Annotated in this window: 13 protein-coding genes; 5 read left to right on the top strand and 8 right to left on the bottom strand. The window is 71.6% G+C overall.

What is annotated here, in order from left to right:
* Window positions 1-86: 86 nt before the first annotated feature.
* Window positions 87-3185, bottom strand: a complete 3099-nt coding sequence (locus tag ABZ707_RS04465) for a glycoside hydrolase family 38 C-terminal domain-containing protein (protein ID WP_360167576.1) — start codon at window positions 3183-3185, stop codon at window positions 87-89.
* Complete coding sequence (locus ABZ707_RS04470) at window positions 3178-5211, bottom strand: DUF2264 domain-containing protein (protein ID WP_360167579.1); 2034 nt, start codon at window positions 5209-5211, stop codon at window positions 3178-3180. The genes ABZ707_RS04465 and ABZ707_RS04470 overlap by 8 nt, the downstream gene beginning before the upstream one ends.
* A gap of 316 nt (window positions 5212-5527) precedes the next feature.
* Between ABZ707_RS04470 and ABZ707_RS04475 the strand changes: the two genes are divergently transcribed.
* Both ABZ707_RS04475 and ABZ707_RS04480 read left to right on the top strand, forming a co-directional pair.
* Complete coding sequence (locus ABZ707_RS04475) at window positions 5528-6421, top strand: RNA polymerase sigma factor SigF (RefSeq protein WP_360167582.1); 894 nt, start codon at window positions 5528-5530, stop codon at window positions 6419-6421.
* A 103-nt stretch (window positions 6422-6524) separates the two neighbouring features.
* Entirely contained in the window at window positions 6525-6782 is a 258-nt protein-coding gene (locus ABZ707_RS04480; protein WP_360167585.1) for a hypothetical protein, read from the top strand.
* Between the two features lie 116 nt (window positions 6783-6898).
* Here the strand turns inward: ABZ707_RS04480 and ABZ707_RS04485 are convergent, their stop codons facing one another.
* The 6 genes from ABZ707_RS04485 to ABZ707_RS04510 all read right to left on the bottom strand — a co-directional run bounded on the left by ABZ707_RS04485 (window position 6899) and on the right by ABZ707_RS04510 (window position 16611).
* A complete protein-coding gene (locus ABZ707_RS04485) occupies window positions 6899-9928 on the bottom strand; it encodes a glycoside hydrolase family 38 C-terminal domain-containing protein (protein ID WP_360167588.1) in 3030 nt (1009 codons plus the stop codon).
* A gap of 34 nt (window positions 9929-9962) precedes the next feature.
* A complete protein-coding gene (locus tag ABZ707_RS04490) occupies window positions 9963-12077 on the bottom strand; it encodes an endo-beta-N-acetylglucosaminidase (protein WP_360167591.1) in 2115 nt (704 codons plus the stop codon).
* Between the two features lie 83 nt (window positions 12078-12160).
* Window positions 12161-13414, bottom strand: coding sequence for a glycosyl hydrolase (locus tag ABZ707_RS04495; protein WP_360167594.1), 1254 nt, complete (start codon window positions 13412-13414; stop codon window positions 12161-12163).
* A 69-nt stretch (window positions 13415-13483) separates the two neighbouring features.
* The gene (locus ABZ707_RS04500; protein ID WP_360167597.1) at window positions 13484-14344 is read right to left on the bottom strand and encodes a carbohydrate ABC transporter permease; all 861 of its coding nucleotides are present in this window, start codon (window positions 14342-14344) and stop codon (window positions 13484-13486) included.
* Window positions 14341-15210 (bottom strand): sugar ABC transporter permease, encoded by an 870-nt coding sequence (locus ABZ707_RS04505; protein WP_360167600.1) that lies wholly within the window; start codon window positions 15208-15210, stop codon window positions 14341-14343. Before ABZ707_RS04505 ends, ABZ707_RS04500 begins: the two co-directional genes overlap by 4 nt.
* 114 nt (window positions 15211-15324) lie before the next feature.
* The gene (locus tag ABZ707_RS04510) at window positions 15325-16611 is read right to left on the bottom strand and encodes a sugar ABC transporter substrate-binding protein (protein WP_360167603.1); all 1287 of its coding nucleotides are present in this window, start codon (window positions 16609-16611) and stop codon (window positions 15325-15327) included.
* Between the two features lie 393 nt (window positions 16612-17004).
* Here ABZ707_RS04510 and ABZ707_RS04515 point away from each other — a divergent pair, with 393 nt between their 5' ends.
* From ABZ707_RS04515 to ABZ707_RS04525, 3 genes are read left to right on the top strand one after another with little or no spacing between them, the layout of a single operon-like run.
* Window positions 17005-18060: a LacI family DNA-binding transcriptional regulator gene (locus ABZ707_RS04515; protein WP_360168426.1), complete on the top strand. Its 1056-nt coding sequence runs from the start codon at window positions 17005-17007 to the stop codon at window positions 18058-18060.
* Window positions 18061-18072: 12 nt separating this feature from the next.
* Window positions 18073-18762: an FCD domain-containing protein gene (locus ABZ707_RS04520; protein WP_360167606.1), complete on the top strand. Its 690-nt coding sequence runs from the start codon at window positions 18073-18075 to the stop codon at window positions 18760-18762.
* Window positions 18759-19571 carry a creatininase family protein gene (locus ABZ707_RS04525; protein WP_360167609.1) on the top strand — a complete coding sequence of 271 codons (813 nt, stop codon included), beginning with the start codon at window positions 18759-18761 and terminating at the stop codon, window positions 19569-19571. The genes ABZ707_RS04520 and ABZ707_RS04525 overlap by 4 nt, the downstream gene beginning before the upstream one ends.
* Window positions 19572-19718: the final 147 nt, after the last annotated feature.

The following is a 19718-nucleotide window of genomic DNA, read 5'->3' on the forward strand; positions in this document are numbered from 1 at the left end:
GATACGTCGTCCCCGGCGGCGCGCCGGGGCCGCCGTGCCGCCGGCGTCGCTCGTACCGGCCCGCGCCGCCGGACCACGGCGGGATCTCACCGGCCGGGGCGCAGCCGCAGTGTGCGGATCTGGAAGGGCCGCAGCCGCAGCTCCACCGACGCTCCGTCACCCCCGCGCACCAGTTCGCGCTCCGGCTGCTCCAGCAGATCGCAGTCCTGGGCCCCGGTCAGCGGGAAGGACGCCGAGAGCGTGGCGGAGGCCGCGCCGCCGCCCGCCTCGTAGAGCCGTACGACCACATCGCCGCCGCGGTCGTCGGCCAGCTTCACCGACTCGACCACCACGTCGGGGTTGTCGACGGAGACGAGCGGGACACCGCCCGACATCGCGGGCCGCAGCGGCAAGTTGAGCGCGTAGCCGCCGGCGACGGCCTCGTCGGTCCCGGCGCCCGCGAGCAGCGCGTAGCCGAAGGTGTGCCGGCCCCGGTCGGCCGCCGGGTCGGGGCTGTGCGGGGCGCGCAGCAGCGAGAGCCGTACGGTCGTGGTGGTGCCGCCGTCCGGCCGGGTGTCGCGGCGGATGTCGTGTCCGTAGGTGGAGTCGTTGAGCACGGCCGCGCCCCAGTGGCGCTCACCGACATGGATCCAGCGGTGTGCCCACAGCTCGAAGCGGGCCGCGTCCCAGCTGGTGTTCTCGTGGGTGGGCCGCTGCACATGACCGAACTGGATCTCCGCGCTCTCCCGCTCGGCATGGATGTCCAGCGGCCAGGCTGCCTTCAGCACGGCGTCCCGCTCCTGCCAGTCGATGTCCGTACGGACCGTCAGCAGCTTGCTCTCGGCGGCGAGTTCGAGACGCTGGACGATCCGCGAGCCGCCGAAGGCACGCTCGACGCGTACGGAGGCGAGCAGCGGCCCCGGCTCGGCCAGGACCACCGACCGCGCGTCGGTGAGGTCCCGGACGGTGTCACGGTAGGAGCGGTCGATGTTCCAGGCGCTCCAGAGATTCGGGTCGTCCCGGTGGAGCTGGAGGAGGTTGCCGGCGCCGCCGGGAGCGATCGTCTCGCGTCGCGCGGTGTGGTCGTACACCGATCTGATCAGGCCGTTGTGGTCGATCCTCACGGTCAGCAGCCCGTTGTCCAGCACGATGGCGTCCGCCTCGGTCCTGGCGGTGACCGGCGTGGCTGGAGGGCCCGCGGGGGAGCCCGCGCCCAGGGCCGGGGCGTCGGCGAGGACGGCGCGCCGGCCGTCGGAGAGCCGCTGCGCGTTTGGCACCGGGGGCCCCGCCGCGGGCAGGACCACCACCTCACGGCGGTGGTGGGGGCCCGCGTTCAGGAACCGCTGGCCGGCCGTGGCGGCCGGCGCGCCGACCGCCGCCGAGATGATCGCCTCCAGCTCCGCGTGCACCTGTCCGTAGACCTTCTCGGCCTCCTGGTGCACCCAGGCGATGGAGGAGCCGGGGAGGATGTCGTGGAACTGGTTGAGCAGCACCCGCCGCCAGATGCTCTCCAGTTGTGCGTACGGATAGCCGGCGCCGCTCTGGACGGCGGCGGTGGCGGCCCACAACTCGGCCTCGCGCAGCAGCGATTCGCTTCGGCGGTTGCCGCGCTTGGTACGGGCCTGGCTGGTGTAGGTGCCGCGGTGGTTCTCCAGGTACAGCTCGCCGCGCCAGACCGGGGGGTTCTCGTACTCGGCACGCGCGGCGGCGAAGAACTCCGCAGGCCGGGTGATCTCCACCCGGGGTGAGCCTTCGAGGTCGCGCAGCCGCCGGGCCTTCTCCAGCATCGAGCGGGTGGGTCCGCCGCCGCCGTCACCGAAGCCGAAGGGTGCCAGGGAGCGGGTGGCAGCGCCCTTGTCCGCGAAGTTCTGCTCGGCGTGCGCGAGTTCCCGGGCCGTCAGCTCGGCGTTGTAGCTGTCGACGGGCGGGAAGTGGGTGAAGATCCGGCTGCCGTCGATGCCCTCCCACGCGAAGGTGTGGTGCGGCAGCCGGTTGGTCTCGTTCCAGGAGAGCTTCTGGGTGAGGAACCACTTCGCTCCGGCGAGCTTCGCGAGCTGCGGGTACGCGGCGGTGTAGCCGAAGGAGTCGGGCAGCCACACGCCGTCCTGCTCGACACCGAACTCCTCGGCGAAGAACCGCCGTCCGTAGGCCAGTTGCCGCGCCAGCGCCTCGCCGCCCGGCAGATTGCCGTCGGCCTCCACCCACATCCCGCCGACCGGGACCCAGTTGCCGGCCGCCGCAGCCTCGCGTATCCGGGCGTAGATCTCCGGGTGCCGCTCCTTCATCCAGGCGTACTGCTGCGCGGAGGAACAGGCGAAGACCAGTTCCGGGTACTCCTGGGCGAGGGCGGTCATATTGGTAAAGGTCCGTGCGCATTTGCGCACGGTTTCCCGTACGGGCCAGAGCCAGGCGGAGTCGATATGGGCATGGCCCACGGCGGCGACGGTGTGCGCGGAGGCGTGTGCCGGGCGGGACAGTACGCCGGTCAGCCGGTCGCGGCCGGCCTGGGCGGTGCCGGCCACATCGCCCGGGTCGACCGCGTCGGCCGCGCGCCGCAGGGCGTGCAGGATCTCATGGCGGCGGGACGAGCCCTCGGGAAGCCCGCGCATCAGCTCGTCGAGCACCTCGACATCGTGGAGGAGCTGCCAGACGGCCTCTTCCCGGACGGCGATCTCGGCCGTACGCAGGACGTAGAGGTGCTCCTCGCCCGCGGTCTCCCGGGATCCGAAGTGGGTGCCGTGTCCCCGGCTGCCGACGATATTCGGGTTGGCGGCCAGCTCCACCAGGAGGTCCACCGCCTCACCGCCGGTGGCGGCGCGGGTCAGCAGGGCGCTGCGGCTGTACGGGTGCAGTCCCTGGAGCGGGGAGCCATGGGCGTCATGCACCAGGCCCTCGGCCTGTCCGCCGGGCCCCCGGTCCGGGTCGAAGCCCAGGTCGAAGACGGCTTCGACGCGCCGTCCCGTCCACCGGGCGGGGATCTCGGCGGTGGCCCGCAGCCAGGTGGTGGACCAGGGACGGCCCCAGCTCTCGCCGAGCCGCATCGGGCGGTACGACGCGGTCAGTGCCTCGGCGACGGGAACGGGCTCGCCCGGCACCTCCCAGGCGGCGAGGGCGAGCGGCCGGACCTCGCCATACAGGGCGGGGCGCAGACTCCGCTCCAGGAACGCGCTGATCCGGTCCTCGACGATCCGGCGGTCGTCATGCACGGTGCGCGTCCTTCCACCGGTCGGCGGCCGGAGGCGGCGCGGGAAGCCGTACGGTGTCGGTGGTGCCGTCAGGCCAGGCCACCTCGGCCTCGACAGCAGCGCCGGGCCCCGGCTCCTCGCCGGTCTCCTCGAAGCGGACGGTCAGGCGCGGGAGTTGGGCCGCCGTGAGGCGGTCGCCGCCGAGATGGACGGCCGCGGCGAGCGGGACACCGTACGGCACGGGGCCCTCCGTCCACAGCACAGGTGTCGCGGACATGGCGCCCAGGGCGTTGCTGTCGGTGCCGCGGTGGGTCTCCGCCGTGGAGAAGCCGCGCAGCGCGACAACGGTGGACCACAGACCGCCGGCGCCGGTGACGGCGGCGCTCGCGCGTTCGTCCCGGGAGGTGTTCTCGCCGCTCTCCCCGGCGCGGACGGCCAGCGCCCAGCCGCCGAGCCGCAGCCGCCAGGGCCCGGGACGGTCGTCGCTCGGATCGGGGTCGACCCGGACGAGCCGGATCTCGACCGGGCCGCGCAGCACGGAGGCGACGGTGATCCAGGGGCCGACGCGGTACTCCGTGTCGGGGCCGCCGAAGGGGTCCCAGCGTTCCTCGGCGGGCCAGTGGGCGCGGCTGCGGGAGACGCCGGTCGCGCCCTCGACCGTGATCCGTTCCAGCGGGCGGCGGTGGGCGGCGCACCCTTCGGCGTCCACCAGCGTGACGGTGGAGTCGACCGGTCCGCCCGCCGGGTCCGCCGGCATTTCCGGCGCGGTGTGGGTGGAGTACGCCAGCCGGGCGTAGGCGGGGTCGTCCGAGTGCGGGCGCGCGGGATCGGTGTGGTCGGCGCCGTGGTTGACGACCCGTACGACGCCGTCCGAGGCCGTTCCCGAGACCAGCCAGCCGGGGGCCCGCAGCGTACGGGTGACGTCGCCCCGCTCTACGGCGAGCGGGCTCTCCTGCTCGGTCCATACGGCGTGGCCGGGCGGCAGGAGCAGTCCGATGAAGCCCTTGCTCGCCCAGTACGGGGAGGCCGGGCCCGAGTAACCCTGGAGGAGGGGACGGAAGGGCCGGTGCCAGCCGAGGGTGAGCAGCCCCTCGTCGTTGACCGCGCCGTGGGAGGTGAAGTGGTGGAGCATTCTGGAGGCCAGCGCCCGGGTCTCGCCGGGAGCGAGCGGAGTGGCGTCGAACAGCGCGCCGGTCCACACCGGGGCGAGCGCGGCGAACCGGTAGGTGAGCGAGCGGCCCTGGATCAGCGGGGAGCCGTGGGCGCCGACGAGCAGCCGCTGGTCCGCCAGGAAGCGGCGCAGCCGGGCGCGGTAGCGGTCGAGCAGGCCCGGCGGTGCCGCGTCGCCCAGTATCCGGCAGAACCAGAGGGGGTAGAGGTGCATGGCCCAGCCGTTGTAGTGGTCGAAGTTCCGGTGCAGGCCGCCGGTGAGCCCGTCGGAGTACCAGCCGTCGCCCGCGTACCACTCGTCGGTGAGCGCGACGGTGCGGTCCAGGTCCTCCTGGCGCCAGTCGCCGCCGGCGCCCCGGGCGAACGCCTCGGTGACGGCCTGGAACCAGATCCAGTTGTTCTGCGGCATGTCGGTGCCGACCATGGCGCCCAGCCAGTCCAGTGCCTGTTCCTGTACGCGCCCGGGCAGCCGGTCCCAGATCCAGGGCCGGGTCTCGTGCAGGGCGAGCGCGACGGAAGCAGCCTCCACCTTGGCCTGGTTGCTCTCCTTGAAGGAGGGCCAGCGTTCCGGGCTCGCCGGGTCGACCCCGGCGGCGAGTCCCGCCGCGTACCACTCGGCGAGGCCGCCCGGGTCCGCGCCGCCGGCGCCGCGCAGCCGGAACGCGGCGAGCAGGAAGGAGCGGGCGAAGCCCTCCAGGCCGTCGCTCCAGGCGCCGTTGTGGCTGGCGGGTCCCGGCAGCCGGACCAGGGCGTGGCCGGGCGTGGCGTACGGGCGCAGGGCCGAGAGCAGGTGGTCGGCGGTCCGCTCCCAGTGGGCGCGGCCGGCGGCGGGGGTCCCCGGCGGGACGGGGCCGCTCGCGGCGGAGGTGGGCGTCATCGGTGCAGGCTCTCCCGTACGTCGTGTACTCACCGCGGACCGTGCCGTCCGCGTCCGGCGGCGCTGCCGGTCGGTACCGGCCCCAGCCTGAGAAAGCCCTTTCCCGGCAATGCCGTATGCCTCGCTGGTGGCCGACGGTGCCATGTAAGTCCAGTCGATTGCCCGCGTCAACGCCTGACAGAAAGCGCGTTCTACGGATGCGCCGAACCGGTGACTTTGACGCTTCCGGAAGGATTCTCGCCGGGCCCCGGCATGAGTCGGCCGGTCGGGGGCAGAAGCGCAAACCTGAAGGTCCGGCGCCGTTGGAGGGTGAGTGATGACGACCAGAACTGTGCGAGCTGCCGAGGTGGAGCGGACGGAGGGTGCCGTCCTGGCACCCGGGACGGACGCTCCCGCCGGACTGCCCCGGATCGCGGACCCGGGCAAGGTCGCCCCGAAGGACGCGCGGGCGCTGTCGAAGCTGTTCTTCGACCAGCTCCAGGTCCTCGAAGAGGGCACGCCCGAGTACCAGTACGCGCGCAACACGCTGATCGAGATGAACCAGTCGCTGGTGAAGTTCGCGGCCGGCCGCTTCCGCAACCGGGGCAGTGGCGAGATGGAGGACATCCTCCAGGTCGGCATGATCGGGCTGATCAAGGCGATCGACCGGTTCGACCTGTCCCGCGAGGTCGAGTTCACCTCCTTCGCGGTCCCCTACATCGTCGGTGAGATCAAGCGTTTCTTCCGCGACACGAGCTGGGCCGTCCATGTCCCGCGCCGGCTCCAGGAGCTGCGGGTCGAGCTGGCCAAGGCCAAGGAGCACCTCGCCACCAGCCTGGACCGTGACCCGACCGTCAAGGAACTCGCCGAGCTGCTCGGGATCAGCGAGGAAGAGGTCATCGAGGGACTCGTCGCGACCAACGGCTACACGGCCGGCTCCCTGGACATGCCCGCCGCCGAGGAGGGTGAGCCCAACGCCTCCGGACGGACCTTCGCCGATGTGCTGGGCGACACGGACCCCGGCATGGAGAAGATCGAGAATCTGCACGCGCTGGCCCCGCTGCTGGAGCAGCTCGACGAGCGCGAGCGGAGCATCGTGGAGATGCGCTTCGGCCGGGAGATGACCCAGTCCCAGATCGGCGCGGAGCTGGGCGTCTCCCAGATGCATGTGTCCAGGCTGCTGAACCGGATCATCAGCCGGCTCCGCGCGGGGATGCTGGTCGAGGAGTGAGCCGCCGCCCGCGGCGACGGGCGGCCGGGCGGTGCGATACGGCGGATTGTCAGACCCGTGAATCAGACTTGGAGTCCGACTGATTCACGGGGAGGAAGCCGATATGACCACCACCATGCCCAGTGAGCGCGCCGCCGCGCGCGCGTACCTGCGACTCCTGGCCGCCGCGCGGGCCGTGCTGGACGACCCGCGCCGGCGGCCGTCGGCCGCACCGCTGCTGGCGGCGCCGCTCGCCGAGGCGGACGAAGCGCTCCTGGCGGCCGGCCTGGCGGGAAACGAGCGGGAGTTTCTGCGCCTGGTCGCCGCCCAGGCCCTGGGCACGGCCCCGGCGGACCGGGGCGCCGCCGATCCGGCCCGCTGACGGGGTGCGGCCGGCGCTCGGACGGCGCCGCTCACGCACGCGAAGGCCCGCACCGGACGGGGCGCCCCTGAGAGGCGTCCGCCCGGTGCGGGCCCGGTCATCGGCGGCCGGGCCGGTCAGCGGCGGGTCAGGCGCAGCGTGACCAGCTCGAACGGACGCAGCGACAGACGCACCGCCCCGTCGGTGAGTTCCGGCTGTTCGGCGTCTGCCAGCGGACGCTCCAGAAGGTCGGTCGCGGCGACCGCCGTGGCGTCGAAGTCCGTGCCGATCCGGACGCGGGCACGGCCGCCGGCCGACTCGTAGAGGCGTACGACCAGGTCGCCGCTCTCGTCGTCGGCCAGCTTCAGCGCGCTGACCACGACGGCGTCGTTGTCGACGGTCACCAGAGGAGCGACCGCGCCGGATCCGGTGAGCCGGCGTTCCGGCAGATTGACGCGGTAGCCCTCCCGCACCGCATCCGCGATCGTCGCGCCCGGCGCCAGCGCGTGCCGGAAGCGGTGCACGCCCTGGTCGGTCTCCGGGTCGGGGAAGCGCGGGGCGCGCAGCAGCGAGACCCGGACGGTGGTGGTCGTACCGGCGTCCGCGTCGCGGACCGTACGGGTCACGTCGTGGCCGTAGGTCGAGTCATTGACGAGCGCGACGCCCCAGCCCGGTTCCTCCAGATGGACGAAGCGGTGGTTGCACGCCTCGAACTTGGCCGCCTCCCAGCTCGTGTTGGTGTGCGTGGCCCGGTAGACATGGCCGAACTGCGTCTCGGAGGCGTACCGCTCGGCGTGCACGTCCAGCGGGAACGCGGCCTTGAGGAACTTCTCGGTCTCGTGCCAGTCGACCTCGGTGTCGATGTCGAGCCGCTTGACCCCGGGGGTGAGGGTCAGCGACTGGGTGACCTTCGACGAGCCGAAGCTGCGCACCACGCGGACGCCGGTGGTGTCGCCGTCCTCCACCGGGACGAGTTCGTCGAGGTCCGTCAGATCCGTGACGGTGTTCCGGTAGAACTCGTCCACGTCCCACGCGTCCCACTGGTTCGGGAAATCGGGGTGGATCTGAAGCAGGTTCGCCGCCTCGCCCGGGGCGACGGTCTCCCGCTCGGCGCCGAGGTCGTAGGCCGAGACCACCAGACCGCGCGCGTCGATCTCGACCCTCAGCAGGTCGTTGCTGAGCACATAGCCGCCGCCGTCGCGCGGCTGGAGCCGGGCGGCACCGGCACCGGCCACCGGCCCCGCCGCGCCCGCCGCGACGCCGCCGCGGGTGTGCGGCGCGGAGTTGAAGAGCAGTTCCTCACCGCCGGACGCGTCCCCGGCGAGGGCGCGCTGGGCCGCGTCGATGATGCCGTTCAGCTCCTCGGCGAGGCCCGCGTAGGTCTTCTCGGCCTCGCGGTGCACCCAGGCGATGGACGAGCCGGGCAGGATGTCGTGGAACTGGTGCAGCAGCACCGTCTTCCAGATCCGGTCGAGCTGCTCGTACGGATACGGCGAGCCGGCCCGTACGGCCGCGGTGGCTGCCCACAGTTCGGCCTCCCGCAGGAGGTGTTCGCTGCGCCGGTTGCCCTGCTTGGTCTTCGCCTGGCTGGTGAGGGTGGCGCGGTGCAGCTCCAGGTAGAGCTCGCCGACCCAGACCGGCGGATTCGGGTATTCCGCCTCGGCCTTGGCGAAGAAGTCGCCGGGGGCCTCCCACTCGACCGTGGCGGACCCTTCCAGGCTGCGCATCCGGGCCGCCTTGGCGATCATCTCCCGGGTGGTGCCGCCACCGCCGTCGCCCCAGCCGGTCGGCGCGAGGGAGTGCCTGGCGACCCCCTTCTCCTTGAAGTTGCGCGCCGCGTGGGCGATCTGCTCGCCGGTCATCGAGCAGTTGTAGGAGTCGACGGGCGGGAAGTGGGTGAAGATCCGGGTGCCGTCGATGCCCTCCCAGCGGAAGGTGTGGTGCGGGAACTTATTGATCTTGCTCCACGAGATCTTCTGGGTGAGCAGCCACTTGGATCCGGCGGCCTTGATGATCTGCGGCAGCCCGGCGGCGAAGCCGAAGGTGTCCGGCAGCCACGCCTCGTCGTTCTCGATGCCGAACTCGTCGAGGAAGAAGCGCTTGCCGTGGACGAACTGCCGGGCCATGGCCTCCGAGCCCGGCATATTGGTGTCGGACTCGACCCACATGCCGCCGGCCGGTACGAACCGCCCCTCCGCCACGGCCTTCTTCACCTTGGCGTAGACCTCGGGCCGGTGCTCCTTGATCCAGGCGAACTGCTGCGCCTGCGACATCGCGAAGACGAATTCGGGCTCGTCCTCCAGCAGCGCGGTCATATTGGCCGTCGTGCGGGCGACCTTGCGGACCGTCTCGCGCAGCGGCCACAGCCAGGCCGAGTCGATATGGGCATGGCCGACCGCGCTGATCCGGTGCGCGGTCGACGGAGCGGGCGTCGCCAGGACGTCGGCGAGCTGTGCCCGCGCCGCCGCCGCGGTGCCGTTCACATCCTGGAGGTCCACCGCGTCCAGCGCGCGGCTGATCGCGCGCAGGATCTCCCAGCGGCGGGCGCCGTCGACGGGCAGCTCCGCCATCAGCTCCCCGAGCACCTCCAGATCGAGCACGAGCTGCCAGACGGTCTCGTCGAAGACCGCGAGATCCATCCGGGCCAGGGTGTACTGCGGCTCGCTGCCCGCGGTCTCCTTGTCACCCAGCCGGGTCGGCAGGAAGGGGTGGTAGTCGAGGATGACCGGGTTGGAAGCCGCCTCGACATGCAGCAGCACCTCTTCGCCGCCGGCGGCGGGCGCCGCCACACGCACCCACTGGTTGCGCGGGTTGAGGCCCTTCACGGGCGAGCCGTCCGGCCGGTAGACCAGCCCCTCGCACTGGAACCCCGGCATGTTCTCGTCGAAGCCGAGGTCGAGGATCGCCTCGACGGTCCGGCCGGCCCATGTCTCGGGGACGGTCCCCGAGACCCGGAACCAGCTCGTGCCCCAGGGGGCACCCCACCGGTCGCCGACCGCGACCGGCTCGGCGGGACCGGCGAGGCCCTCCGCCACCGGCACGGGCTCGCCCGGCGCGTTCCAGACCGCTACGTCCAGCGGTATCGATTCGGGATATACGGCCGGCCGGATGCGCTCGTCGAGGACGCGCTTGAGGCGGGCTTCGACCAGGCTGCGGTCGTCGTGCATGAGGGGAGGCTCCTGAGCTGCTTAAGGGTGCGGGTTACCAGGGACGGCCGGTGCCGGTGGCGCCGGAGACGGAATAGACCTCTCCGACACTACGCACTTCGAAACGGGCGGTGTCCTCACCCTGCTCCGGCCGCAGGGACGAAACATAAAAGGCCGCGCCGCAGGTGGCGCCGAGGAAGCGGCGCGATCCGTCGGGCAGGACGCGGTGCAGCTCGTAGTGGCGGATCTGGCCGGGGGCCCGGTCCCAGGCGAAGCGGAACGCGGTGCCGGTGCCGTCGGGCGCCGTGCCGGTGATCCGCAGCGCGCCGGGCGCCGCGGGCGCGGTGGTGGCGTTGTGCACGGACAGGGCGCCGAGCCGGAACCGTACGGAGGTGGCGCCCGAGGCCGCCGTGAGCCGGATGCCCAGCGCGTGGACCGTGCCCGTGGGCCGTCCGCCGAGCAGCGCCGAGAGCCGCAGGGTGGCGGTGGCCCAGCCGGAACCGGGCCGGAGGGTGCCGGCCGGAAGGTAGCTGTACGGGAGGGCCGCACCCGGGGTCGCGGGCTCGGCGGTGGCCACCGCGAGCTCGACGGTGACCGGTCCCGCGTCGGCGCGGTAGGTGAGGTCGACGACGGTGTCGGCGGTCAGCGGCAGCCGGGTGCTGTACAGGTCGACGGTCGCGGGGGCGCTGAGCGCGCCGTCCACCAGCAGACTGCTGCCGCCGTGCCAGGCGTCGGCGAAGTCGAAGGTGACGGCCGGTCTCACACCGGTGGTGCGCACGACCCAGCGGCGGTTGGGCAGCCGGTCCTGGAGGCCGAGGTGGTTCCAGGCGGTGTCGGAGGTGACGGCGCCGTTGTCGTACCAGCGCAGGCCGTGGCCGGTGTTGAAGGTCGTGCCGAAGGGCAGGGCGGCCACGGCCGACCGGTCGGCGACGGAGACGGCCGGGGCGCGCCAGGTGCCCGCCGTGTCCGGCGTGGACGGGTCGAGGGACTGGCCCGTCCAGAAGCGGTCGTCGGCCGCGTGGAACTGTCCGGGGGTGCGGCCTGCCGGGAGCTGGTTGCGGGTCCACTCGGGCCGGTAGAAGCCGAAGGAGACGACATGCGGACCGCCGGTGGGGACGATGGCGTTCCAGTTGACGGACTTGTTCCAGCCGTTCGCCTCGACGTCCACGCCCGCCCACAGCTCGTAGCGGTCCCGGCCGAGCGTGCCCGCCAGGGTGCCGGAGGAGGCGAGGGTCGACGCGCTCCAGCGGAAGTCCAGGAACATGGAGTCGCTGACCTTGCCGCCCGCGTCCTGGAAGAACGTCTGGTTGCGGGAGTTAAGGGCGCCCTGCCAGGAGATCCTGCCGTCGGTCGTCATCGCGTCGTACCAGGTCACCTTGAGCCCCCGGGCCTGGCTCAGGGAGTGCAGGCGGCGCAGGAAGCCCAGCATGTCGGCGGCGAGCGCCGCGTCTCCGCCGTCGGTCTCGGCGTTGATGAACCAGCCGTCGAATCCGTAGGCCACGGCCACCTCGACCAGCTTGTCCGCGAGCGGGTAGCCGCCCGCGGCGTCGCGCTGGACCAGGTCGCGGGTCCACCGGAGCTGGCCGCCGTACGCGGCGGGCGGCAGGAAGACATTGCCGAGCACGGGTACGCCGTTGCGGTGGGCCGCGTCCACGATCGGCGCGTTGGGCGCGAGGATCAGTCCTTCGCCGGAGGAGCCGCCCCAGAAGACCAGTTCGTCGATGTACTGCCAGTGGGCGAGGGCGTAGTAGTCGGCGGTGGCGGAGCCCTGGGAGGGGTTCTGGGCGGTGGGACCGAAGGAGACGAGCGAGGCGACTCGGGCCTGTCCGGCACGGGCCGTGGTGTTCACGGCCACCGGTGTGAAGCGCGGGGCCAGCGGTATGGACGCCTGGTTGAACGCGAGGTCGGGGTCGTCCTCGGCGCGCCAGGTCTTCAGCCCGCGCCAGGTGATGCCCGCGCCGGGGGCGCCGGAGGGAAGGGAGTCCGGGTACCAGTACGAGGCGTACGGCTGCCCGGCCGCCGCCGCTTCGGCTCCGGCGGCGGGCGCGGTGGCCGCCGCCGCGTTGCCGGTGAGGGAGGTGCCGAGGACGGCGGCCGCCGTGGCGGCGCCGGCGAGCACGACCGTACGCCGGGCGGGCAGCGCGGACGGCTGGGGTTCTGTGTGGTTCACGGGGCTCTCCGTATCGTTGGGGGGCGATTCCGGTGCTGAGCTGAACTGGGCGGCGGCGGGGGTGCGTTGAGAGCGCGGGCCGGTCATCGGACGTCGTGCGGGTGGAGGACCTCGGTGATCCCGCGAGCCGCCAGATGCATCGTGTCCGCGGCGAGGCTCGACAGAACCACCGCGGGCCTGTGACCTTCCGCCGTGAGCCGGGCGAACGCCTCGAAGAACGCTCCGCCGGGAGCGCAGGTGGCACGGTGGGGCGAGGTCTCGTCGTCCCCGGTATCGACGGCGAGGGCGGTGGTGCGGGGCGCGGGCCGGTGGTCCCGGCCGCGCACTTCACGGACCAGCCGGGCGATGGACCTCCCGGCCGGTTTGACCTGGCGGTCGTTGGTCAACAGGCCGAGCCCGTACTCCAGTTCCGGGAAGTCGGCGAGTTCGCGCGACACGTCGTGGGAGCACCACCAGGTGACCCCCCAGACGTCCTCGCAGTCCAGCGCGTTGGCCACGGTCGCCTCGGTGAACTCGGCGGCGTGCTCGGGCGGGATCAGTGGCGCCGGGGCGCCGACCTCCTGGAGCCAGACCGGCCGGTGCGGTTCGAGCGCCCATGCCTTGGACAGCTCGATCATGTACGCGGCGTGGTGTTCCGTGGCGGTGCCGGTACGGCCGTGGCGCTGCGCGGTGCCGTTGAACACCCAGGAGTGCACGGCGGTGACGGCGCCGATCCTGGCCGCGTGGGCGGGGGTGAAGGCGTGCCCGTCCTGGTACCAGGCGGCGTCGTACTCGGCGTGCAGATGGAGCCTGCCGGGTGCGCCTTCCTCGCAGGCGTCCAGCAGCCGCCGGAGCCACTCGCCCGCCCGGTCCGGTGTGACGGGGTCCGGGTCGGGGTGCGGCGGCCCGGAGAACTGGTTGATCTCGTTGCCGATGGTCATGCCGATGAAGTTGGGCCGGTCGGCGAGGGCGGCGGCGAGTGTGCGCAGGTACTCGGCCTGGCCGGAGACCACATCGGGGTCGGTGAACATGTTCCGCCGGTGCCAGGTCCGGGTCCAGGCGGGCAGGAAGTCGAAGCTCGACAGATGGCCCTGGAGTCCGTCGACATTGACGTCGAGGCCGCGTTCGGCGGCGGCGTCGGCGAGCTGGACGAGCTGTTCGACGGCCCGGGGCCTGATCAGGGTGCGGTTGGGCTGGAAGAGCGGCCAGAGCGGGAAGACCCGGATGTGGTCGAGGCCGAGTCCCGCGATCGAGTCCAGGTCCCCGCGTACGGCGTCGAGATCGAAGTCCAGCCAGTGGTGGAACCAGCCCTGGCTGGGTGTGTAGTTGACGCCGAAGCGCGGCGCGGAAGAGCTCATACGGGAAACCGTGTCCTGATTCTGTGGTGCGGGCGGCTGCGGTCGGGGCATGGGCCGGGGCGGGGCGGGTCAGCCCTTCACAGCCCCTTCGCCGACGCCCCGGAAGAAGAAGCGCTGGAGAGAGGCGAAGAGCACGATGAGGGGCAGCACCGCGATGATCGTGCCCGCGGCGACCAGCCGTTCGTCATTGGCGAAGGTGCCGTGCAGATAGTTCAGTCCGATGGTCAGGGTGAAGTTCTCGGGGTCGCTGAGGACGATCAGCGGCCAGAGGAAGTCGTCCCACGCGGCCATGAACGCGAAGATCGCGACCACCGCGAGGGTGCCCCTGACTGCCGGCAGCGCGATCCTGAGGAACCTCTGCCAGACATTGGCGCCGTCGACGAAGGCCGCCTCCTCCACCTCCTGCGGCAGGTTCAGAAAGGCGTTGCGCATCAGCAGGACGTTCATCGCGTTGACCGATCCGGGCAGCAGGACACCGATCAGGGTGTTGTTCAGACCGAGGTCACGCATGGTGGTGAACTGGGCGATGATGATGCCTTCGACGGGCACGAGCATCGCGAGGATGAACGCGAGGGTCGCGGCCCGGCGGCCGCGGTAGCGCATCCGTGCCAGCGCGTAGCCGGCCAGGGCCGCGCCGACGCAGTTGGTGACGACGTTGGCGGCGGCGACCTTCAGGGAGTTGAGCGCGTAGTCCCAGACCGGGATGGTGTCCGCGACCCGGCCGTAGTTGGCCAGCGTCGGGTCGCCGGGGAAGAACTTCGGCGGTGAGCTGAAGATGTCCTCGTGCGGGCCCTTGAGCGAGGTGGAGAGCTGCCAGAGGAACGGCCCGACGGTCAGGGCCAGTACGGCGAGCAGCAGGACATAGCGCAGGACGAGCGACCAGGGCGCGATGCGCCGGCCGTCGGCGTCGGTGGGCTTCAGGAAGCTCACGCGTCCTCCTTGCGGTCGGCGCGCAGCACCAGCAGCATCAGCGCGACGGTGACGACGAAGACGACGACGGAGATGGCGGAGGCGTAGCCGACGCGGCCGCTCAGTCCGGTGCCGACGCGCTGGACGAGCATCACCAGGGTGGTGTCCTCGCCGGCCGGGCCGCCGTTGGGTCCCGCCATCAGATAGACCTCGGAGAAGACCTTGAAGGCGGCGACCGAGGAGAGCGCGCCGACCAGGACCATGGTGGAGCGGACCGCCGGCACGGTGACGGTGAGGAACCGGCGTACCGCTCCGGCGCCGTCGACGGCGGCGGCCTCGTGCAGTTCGCGCGGCACATTGGCGAGGGCCGCCAAGTAAATGATCATGTAGTAGCCGAGGCCCTTCCAGACCGTGACGGCCATCGCGCTGAACAGCAGCAGCCACTGGTCGCTGAGAAAGCCCACCTTGCCGACCCCGACGGTCTCCAGCAGCGAGTTGATCAGCCCGCGGTCGTCCAGCATCCACACCCAGATCAGCCCGACGACGACGATCGACGCGACGACCGGCGTGTAGAAGGCGGAGCGGAAGAAGGCGATGCCGGGGATGTGCCGCTGGACGAGCATGGCGAGCAGCAGCGGCAGCAGGACCAGGGCGGGGACGACACCGAGGACGTACAGCGCGCTGTTGCGCAGCCCGATCCAGAACATGTCGTCGTGGATCAGTTCCTGGAAGTTGGCGAACCCGACGAAGTGTCCGGGGACCAGGGTCCGCCGGTCGGTGAAGGCGTTGACCAGGGTGCTGAAGAAGGGATACAGGCTGAATACGGCGACGATCAGCAGGCCGGGCGCCGCGAACAGCCAGGGGCTGAACGGCAGATGCCGTCGCATGCCGCGGGCGGCCCCGCGGCCGCCGGAGCGGGAACTCCGGGGCGCGGGACCCGCCGGGGCGAGCTCCGGAGAGGTCGCCCGGCGTGCGGTGGGGGTCTTCATGGCGGACCCGGCTCAGCTCTGCTGGAGCAGGCGGTCACACGCCTTGACAGCGTTGTCGAGCGCTTCCTTGGGGCTCTGCTTTCCTTGCAGCGCCTTGGCCACCTCGTTGCCCAGCTCGGTCTTCATCTGGTCGCTGAACTGGACGGGTGTGTAGTTGACCGCGTTCTTCAGCGACTTGGCGGCGGCGATCCGCACCCGGGTCTCGTCCGTACCGTCCTCCTTGGTGAAGTACGGGTCGTCCAGGGAGCCCGCGGTGCTCGGGAAGATGGCGACCTGCTTGGCGAACGCCATCTGGCGGGTCGCGTCGGTGACGAAGTGGGCGAACGCCACGGCGGCCGGCTTCTGCTTCGTCCGAGCGTTCACCATCACGCCCATGACATACATGTTGACCTTGCCCGTGTTGGTGACCTGGTCGGTGATCCCGATGTTCTTGTAGAGGTTCGGGGCCTGCTTCTTGAAGTTGGTCAGGTCCAGCGCGCTGCCGGGGTTCATCGCCACGGACTCGGTGAGGAACTTGTGGCCGGAGGACTCCGGGGTGGCCGTCAGCGCCTGCGGGTCGAGCGCCTTGGCGTCGTACAGCTCCTTGTACTTGGTGAGGAGCTCGACGCCCTTGGCGTCATTGAAGGCGAAGCCGGTGCCGTCCTTGGTGGTCAGCTCGGCGCCGTAGCGGCCGAAGTCCTCGATGGTCGGCACATTGGCGAGGGTCGCGATCTTGCCCTTGGACCGCTCGGCCAGCTTCAGACCGGCGGCGAAGACGTCGTCGTAGGTCGTCGGCGGCTTCTCCGGGTCGAGCCCGGCCTCCTTGAAGAGCCGCTTGTTGTAGAACATCGGCCCGGTGTTCAGGTACCAGGGGAAGGCGTATGTGCCTTCCAGGCCCGGCACCTGATCGCTCTGCCAGGCACCGGGAAGGTACTCGTCGCGGTACTGGGACGCGGACGTGTCGAGGTCGAGCGCGAGCCCGGCCTTCGCCAGCGGAGCCAGCAGGTCCGGAGAGACATTGACGACGTCGGGCAGGGTGCCGCCGGCCGCGTCGGCGCTGATCTTGTCGGCGTACCCCTCGGCGGGCCGGTCGACCCACTTCACGTCCGTGCCCGGGTACTTCTTCTCGAAGTCCGCGATGACCCCGTTGAAGTAGTCCTTGAAGTTGGCCTGCAGGTTCCAGGTCTGGAAAGTGATCTTTCCTTCGACCTTGCCGGAGGCGTCGGACGAGCCGCTGTCGGCTCCACCGCCACAGGCGCTGAGCGGCAGGACGGTGGCGAGAACGGCGGCAGCGACGACTGCTCTACGGGATATACGCACGGTGAACGGCTCCTTTGCTCGGACCAGGCGCGCGACGGCGAGCCGAGGTCACTGGCCACCGGCTGCTTACGCTCAGCAGACCTTGCAATGCGTCCGGATGAAAGTCAACAGATTCATCCGAGAAAGGCGTCCAGCGCTGGCATACCAGCAGGCCAGAGCGTTGTTACGGAGAGATCACGGCAAGTTGCTAATGCGCTTTAGCGGCGATCAGCTCAAGCGCATTAGTGTGGGGGCGCATCCACTCGCCCGATACGGCGGGAGGGCATACGATGCGCAGGTCGAGCAGCGCGGGAACGCGGGAACGATAGAAATGGGGCGCATACGGTGGCAGCGAACAGGCCGTCGGCCGGGGGGACTTCAGCGAGCAGACGCACCCCGGCCCGCCGCCCCACCATGAAGGACATCGCCCAGCGCGCCGGAGTGTCGGAGAGCGCCGTCTCGTTCGCGCTCAACAACCGCCCCGGCGTCTCCGAGGTGACGCGCGACCGCGTCCGCCGGGTCGCCGAGCAGCTCGGCTGGCGGCCCAGCACCGCGGCGCGCGCCCTGTCGGGCGAAGGCTCGGCGACGGTGGGTCTGGTGCTCGCCCGGCCGGCCGCCACCCTCGGTGTGGACTCGTTCTTCCTCCAGCTCATCTCCGGTATCCAGGAGATCCTGGCGGAGCGTCAACTGGGCCTGCTCTTCCAGGTGGTGGAGGATGTGAGCGCCGAATGCGCGGTCTACCGGCGCTGGTGGGCGGAGCACCGGGTGGACGGCGTCCTGGTGGTGGATCCCAGGACCGACGACCCCCGGCCCGGCCTGCTGGACGAACTGGGGCTGCCCGGTGTGGTCATCGGCGCGCTGCCCGGCGACACGGGACCGCACCCCGGCCTGTCCCAGGTACGGGCGGACGACGCCGGAGCCATGGCCTCGATCGTCGGCCGGCTGCACGAGCTGGGACACCGGCGGATCGTGCATATCGCGGGCCTGCCGTCACTCGCCCACACCGAGCGGCGCATCCGTTCGCTGCGGATCGAGGCCGACCGGCGCGGTCTCGCCGAGGTCCGCTCGCTGACCACGGACTACTCCGACACCCAGGGCGCCGCGGTCACCCGCCGGGTGCTGGAGGAGGATCTCCCGCCGACCGCCCTGATCTACGACAACGACGTGATGGCGGCGGCCGGATCGGCCGTCACGGCCGGGCTCGGTCTCGCCGTGCCGCAGGACGTCTCGGTCGTCTCGTGGGAGGACTCGGCGCTGTGCCGGCTGATGCATCCCTGGCTGACGGCGCTCTCCCGGGACACGATCGCCTTCGGCCGGCTCGCCGCGCGGGAGCTTGCCGCGCTGCTGGACGGCGGCGCGGCCCGCACCGTACAGGTGCCGCTGCCCCGGCTCATCGAGCGGGAGAGCACGGCTCGGGCACGGGTGGAACCCACCGTGTCACGACCATTGACACCCGAAGAGATCAAGTGATCTATTCACTTTATGAGTCGCAGTGAACTGTCGCTGTCCGAGCATCTCGCGGACAGCATTGTCGAGATCATCCGTGCCGAACGGCTGGTCCCCGGAGACGCGTTGGCGTCCTCCCGGGACCTCGCCAAACGGTTCGACGTCACCACGCCCACGGTCCGCGAGGCGCTGCGCAGACTTGAGGCCACCGGCGTGGTGGAGTTCCGGCACGGCTCGGGCACCTATGTCGGCCCCGGCAGTGAACGGCGGCTGCTCGCCAATCCGCATCTCCCCCGCGGCAGCCGGGAGTCGGTGCTCGAACTCGTCGAGGCCCGGCTGGTCCTGGAGCCCGCCGTGGCAGCCGCCGCGGCGCGCACCCGCGCTCCCGAGGCGGTGGGACAACTGGAGGCGGCGGCGGCCAACGCGCTCCATCCGCCGGAGGAATCGCTCCGGCAGTCGGTGCACTTCCATGTGGCGCTCGCGGCCACCAGCGGAAACGCGCTGCTGCGCGAGGCGGTCGAGGCACTGCTCCAGGTCAGGGCGCGGGAACAGGTCGAGATCCGGCATCGCTACAACGACCGCGCCCGGGACCACGCAGAACACGTGGAGATCTTCGAGGCGGTACGGGACGGCGACGCGGCCGCGGCCGAGCGGCTGACCCGGGCACACCTGGGGTCCATCCGTGAAGCGGTCCTCGCCGCCGACTTCCCCGGGGCCGGCCGATGAGCGCCCGGCCCCCGCTGCGGCTCGCCGGGCCGCCGGAGGACGATCAACCGCCGCTGCGGCTGGCCGAGATGACCACCGAGGAGGCCGCCGCCGCCGTCACGGCGAGTCCCGTGGTGATCATCCCGGCCGGCGCGTTCGAACAGCACGGCCCCGGAATGCCACTCGCCACGGACACCATCCGGGCCGAGGGCGTGGCCGAACGCGTGGCGGCCGAACTGGCCGGGGGCGCGGTGATCGGCCCTCAGTTGCCGGTCGGTGTCTCGCCGCACCATCTCGCGTTCGCCGGCACGGTCACCCTGACCACCACCACACTGGCCTCGGTGATCCGTGAGTATGTGGAGAGTCTTCACCGGCACGGCTGGCGGAAGGTACTCGTGGTGACCGGTCACGGCGGCAACAACGCCACCCTGGCCACGGTGGCGCAGGACCTGCTCACCACCCACCCCGATCTGCAGTTCGCGTGGACACCGGTCACCGCGCTCGCCTCCGACGTCGTGTCCGGCCTGGGGGTCAGTGAGGTGCACGGCCACAGCGGCGAGGCCGAGACCGCCCAGATGCTCCATCTCGCCCCTCATCTGGTGCGCACCGGCCGGCTCGCCGCCGGTACGACGCACACCTCCCAACTCGACCCGCTCTCCCGGCTCGCACGGCAGAGCAGCCATCCGGCGCTCGCCGTGCGCTACGACCGGCTCAGCCCCAATGGCGTCCTGGGCGACCCGCGCCGGGCGACCGCCGAGGACGGACAGGCGGTCGTCGACGCCGTCGTGGTCCGGATCGTCGCCTTCGTCAAGGAGTGGCTGAAGGTCTGACACCGGCCCCGGGCCGGAAGCCCCGCACTCGGCACCACGCCCGCCCCGTCGCGGGGTGTGGTGCCGAGGGCCCGACGTGCCCCGGCGCCGGGCCACCCCCGCACCACCCCGACCACAACACAACACACCACACACGTCCGTGGCACG

Source organism: Streptomyces sp. NPDC006923, from assembly GCF_040635655.1.
In the GTDB taxonomy this organism is placed as follows: Bacteria; Actinomycetota; Actinomycetes; order Streptomycetales; family Streptomycetaceae; genus Streptomyces.

What these genes read in the sequence shown, in the direction of transcription:
- ABZ707_RS04475 (WP_360167582.1), top strand. Translation starts at nt 5,528, where the DNA reads ATGACGACCAGAACTGTGCGAGCTGCCGAGGTGGAGCGGACGGAGGGT.
- ABZ707_RS04505 (WP_360167600.1), bottom strand. Translation starts at nt 15,210, where the DNA reads ATGCGACGGCATCTGCCGTTCAGCCCCTGGCTGTTCGCGGCGCCCGGC.
- ABZ707_RS04485 (WP_360167588.1), bottom strand. Translation starts at nt 9,928, where the DNA reads ATGCACGACGACCGCAGCCTGGTCGAAGCCCGCCTCAAGCGCGTCCTC.
- ABZ707_RS04480 (WP_360167585.1), top strand. Translation starts at nt 6,525, where the DNA reads ATGACCACCACCATGCCCAGTGAGCGCGCCGCCGCGCGCGCGTACCTG.
- ABZ707_RS04525 (WP_360167609.1), top strand. Translation starts at nt 18,759, where the DNA reads ATGAGCGCCCGGCCCCCGCTGCGGCTCGCCGGGCCGCCGGAGGACGAT.
- ABZ707_RS04515 (WP_360168426.1), top strand. Translation starts at nt 17,005, where the DNA reads ATGAAGGACATCGCCCAGCGCGCCGGAGTGTCGGAGAGCGCCGTCTCG.
- ABZ707_RS04495 (WP_360167594.1), bottom strand. Translation starts at nt 13,414, where the DNA reads ATGAGCTCTTCCGCGCCGCGCTTCGGCGTCAACTACACACCCAGCCAG.
- ABZ707_RS04520 (WP_360167606.1), top strand. Translation starts at nt 18,073, where the DNA reads ATGAGTCGCAGTGAACTGTCGCTGTCCGAGCATCTCGCGGACAGCATT.
- ABZ707_RS04470 (WP_360167579.1), bottom strand. Translation starts at nt 5,211, where the DNA reads ATGACGCCCACCTCCGCCGCGAGCGGCCCCGTCCCGCCGGGGACCCCC.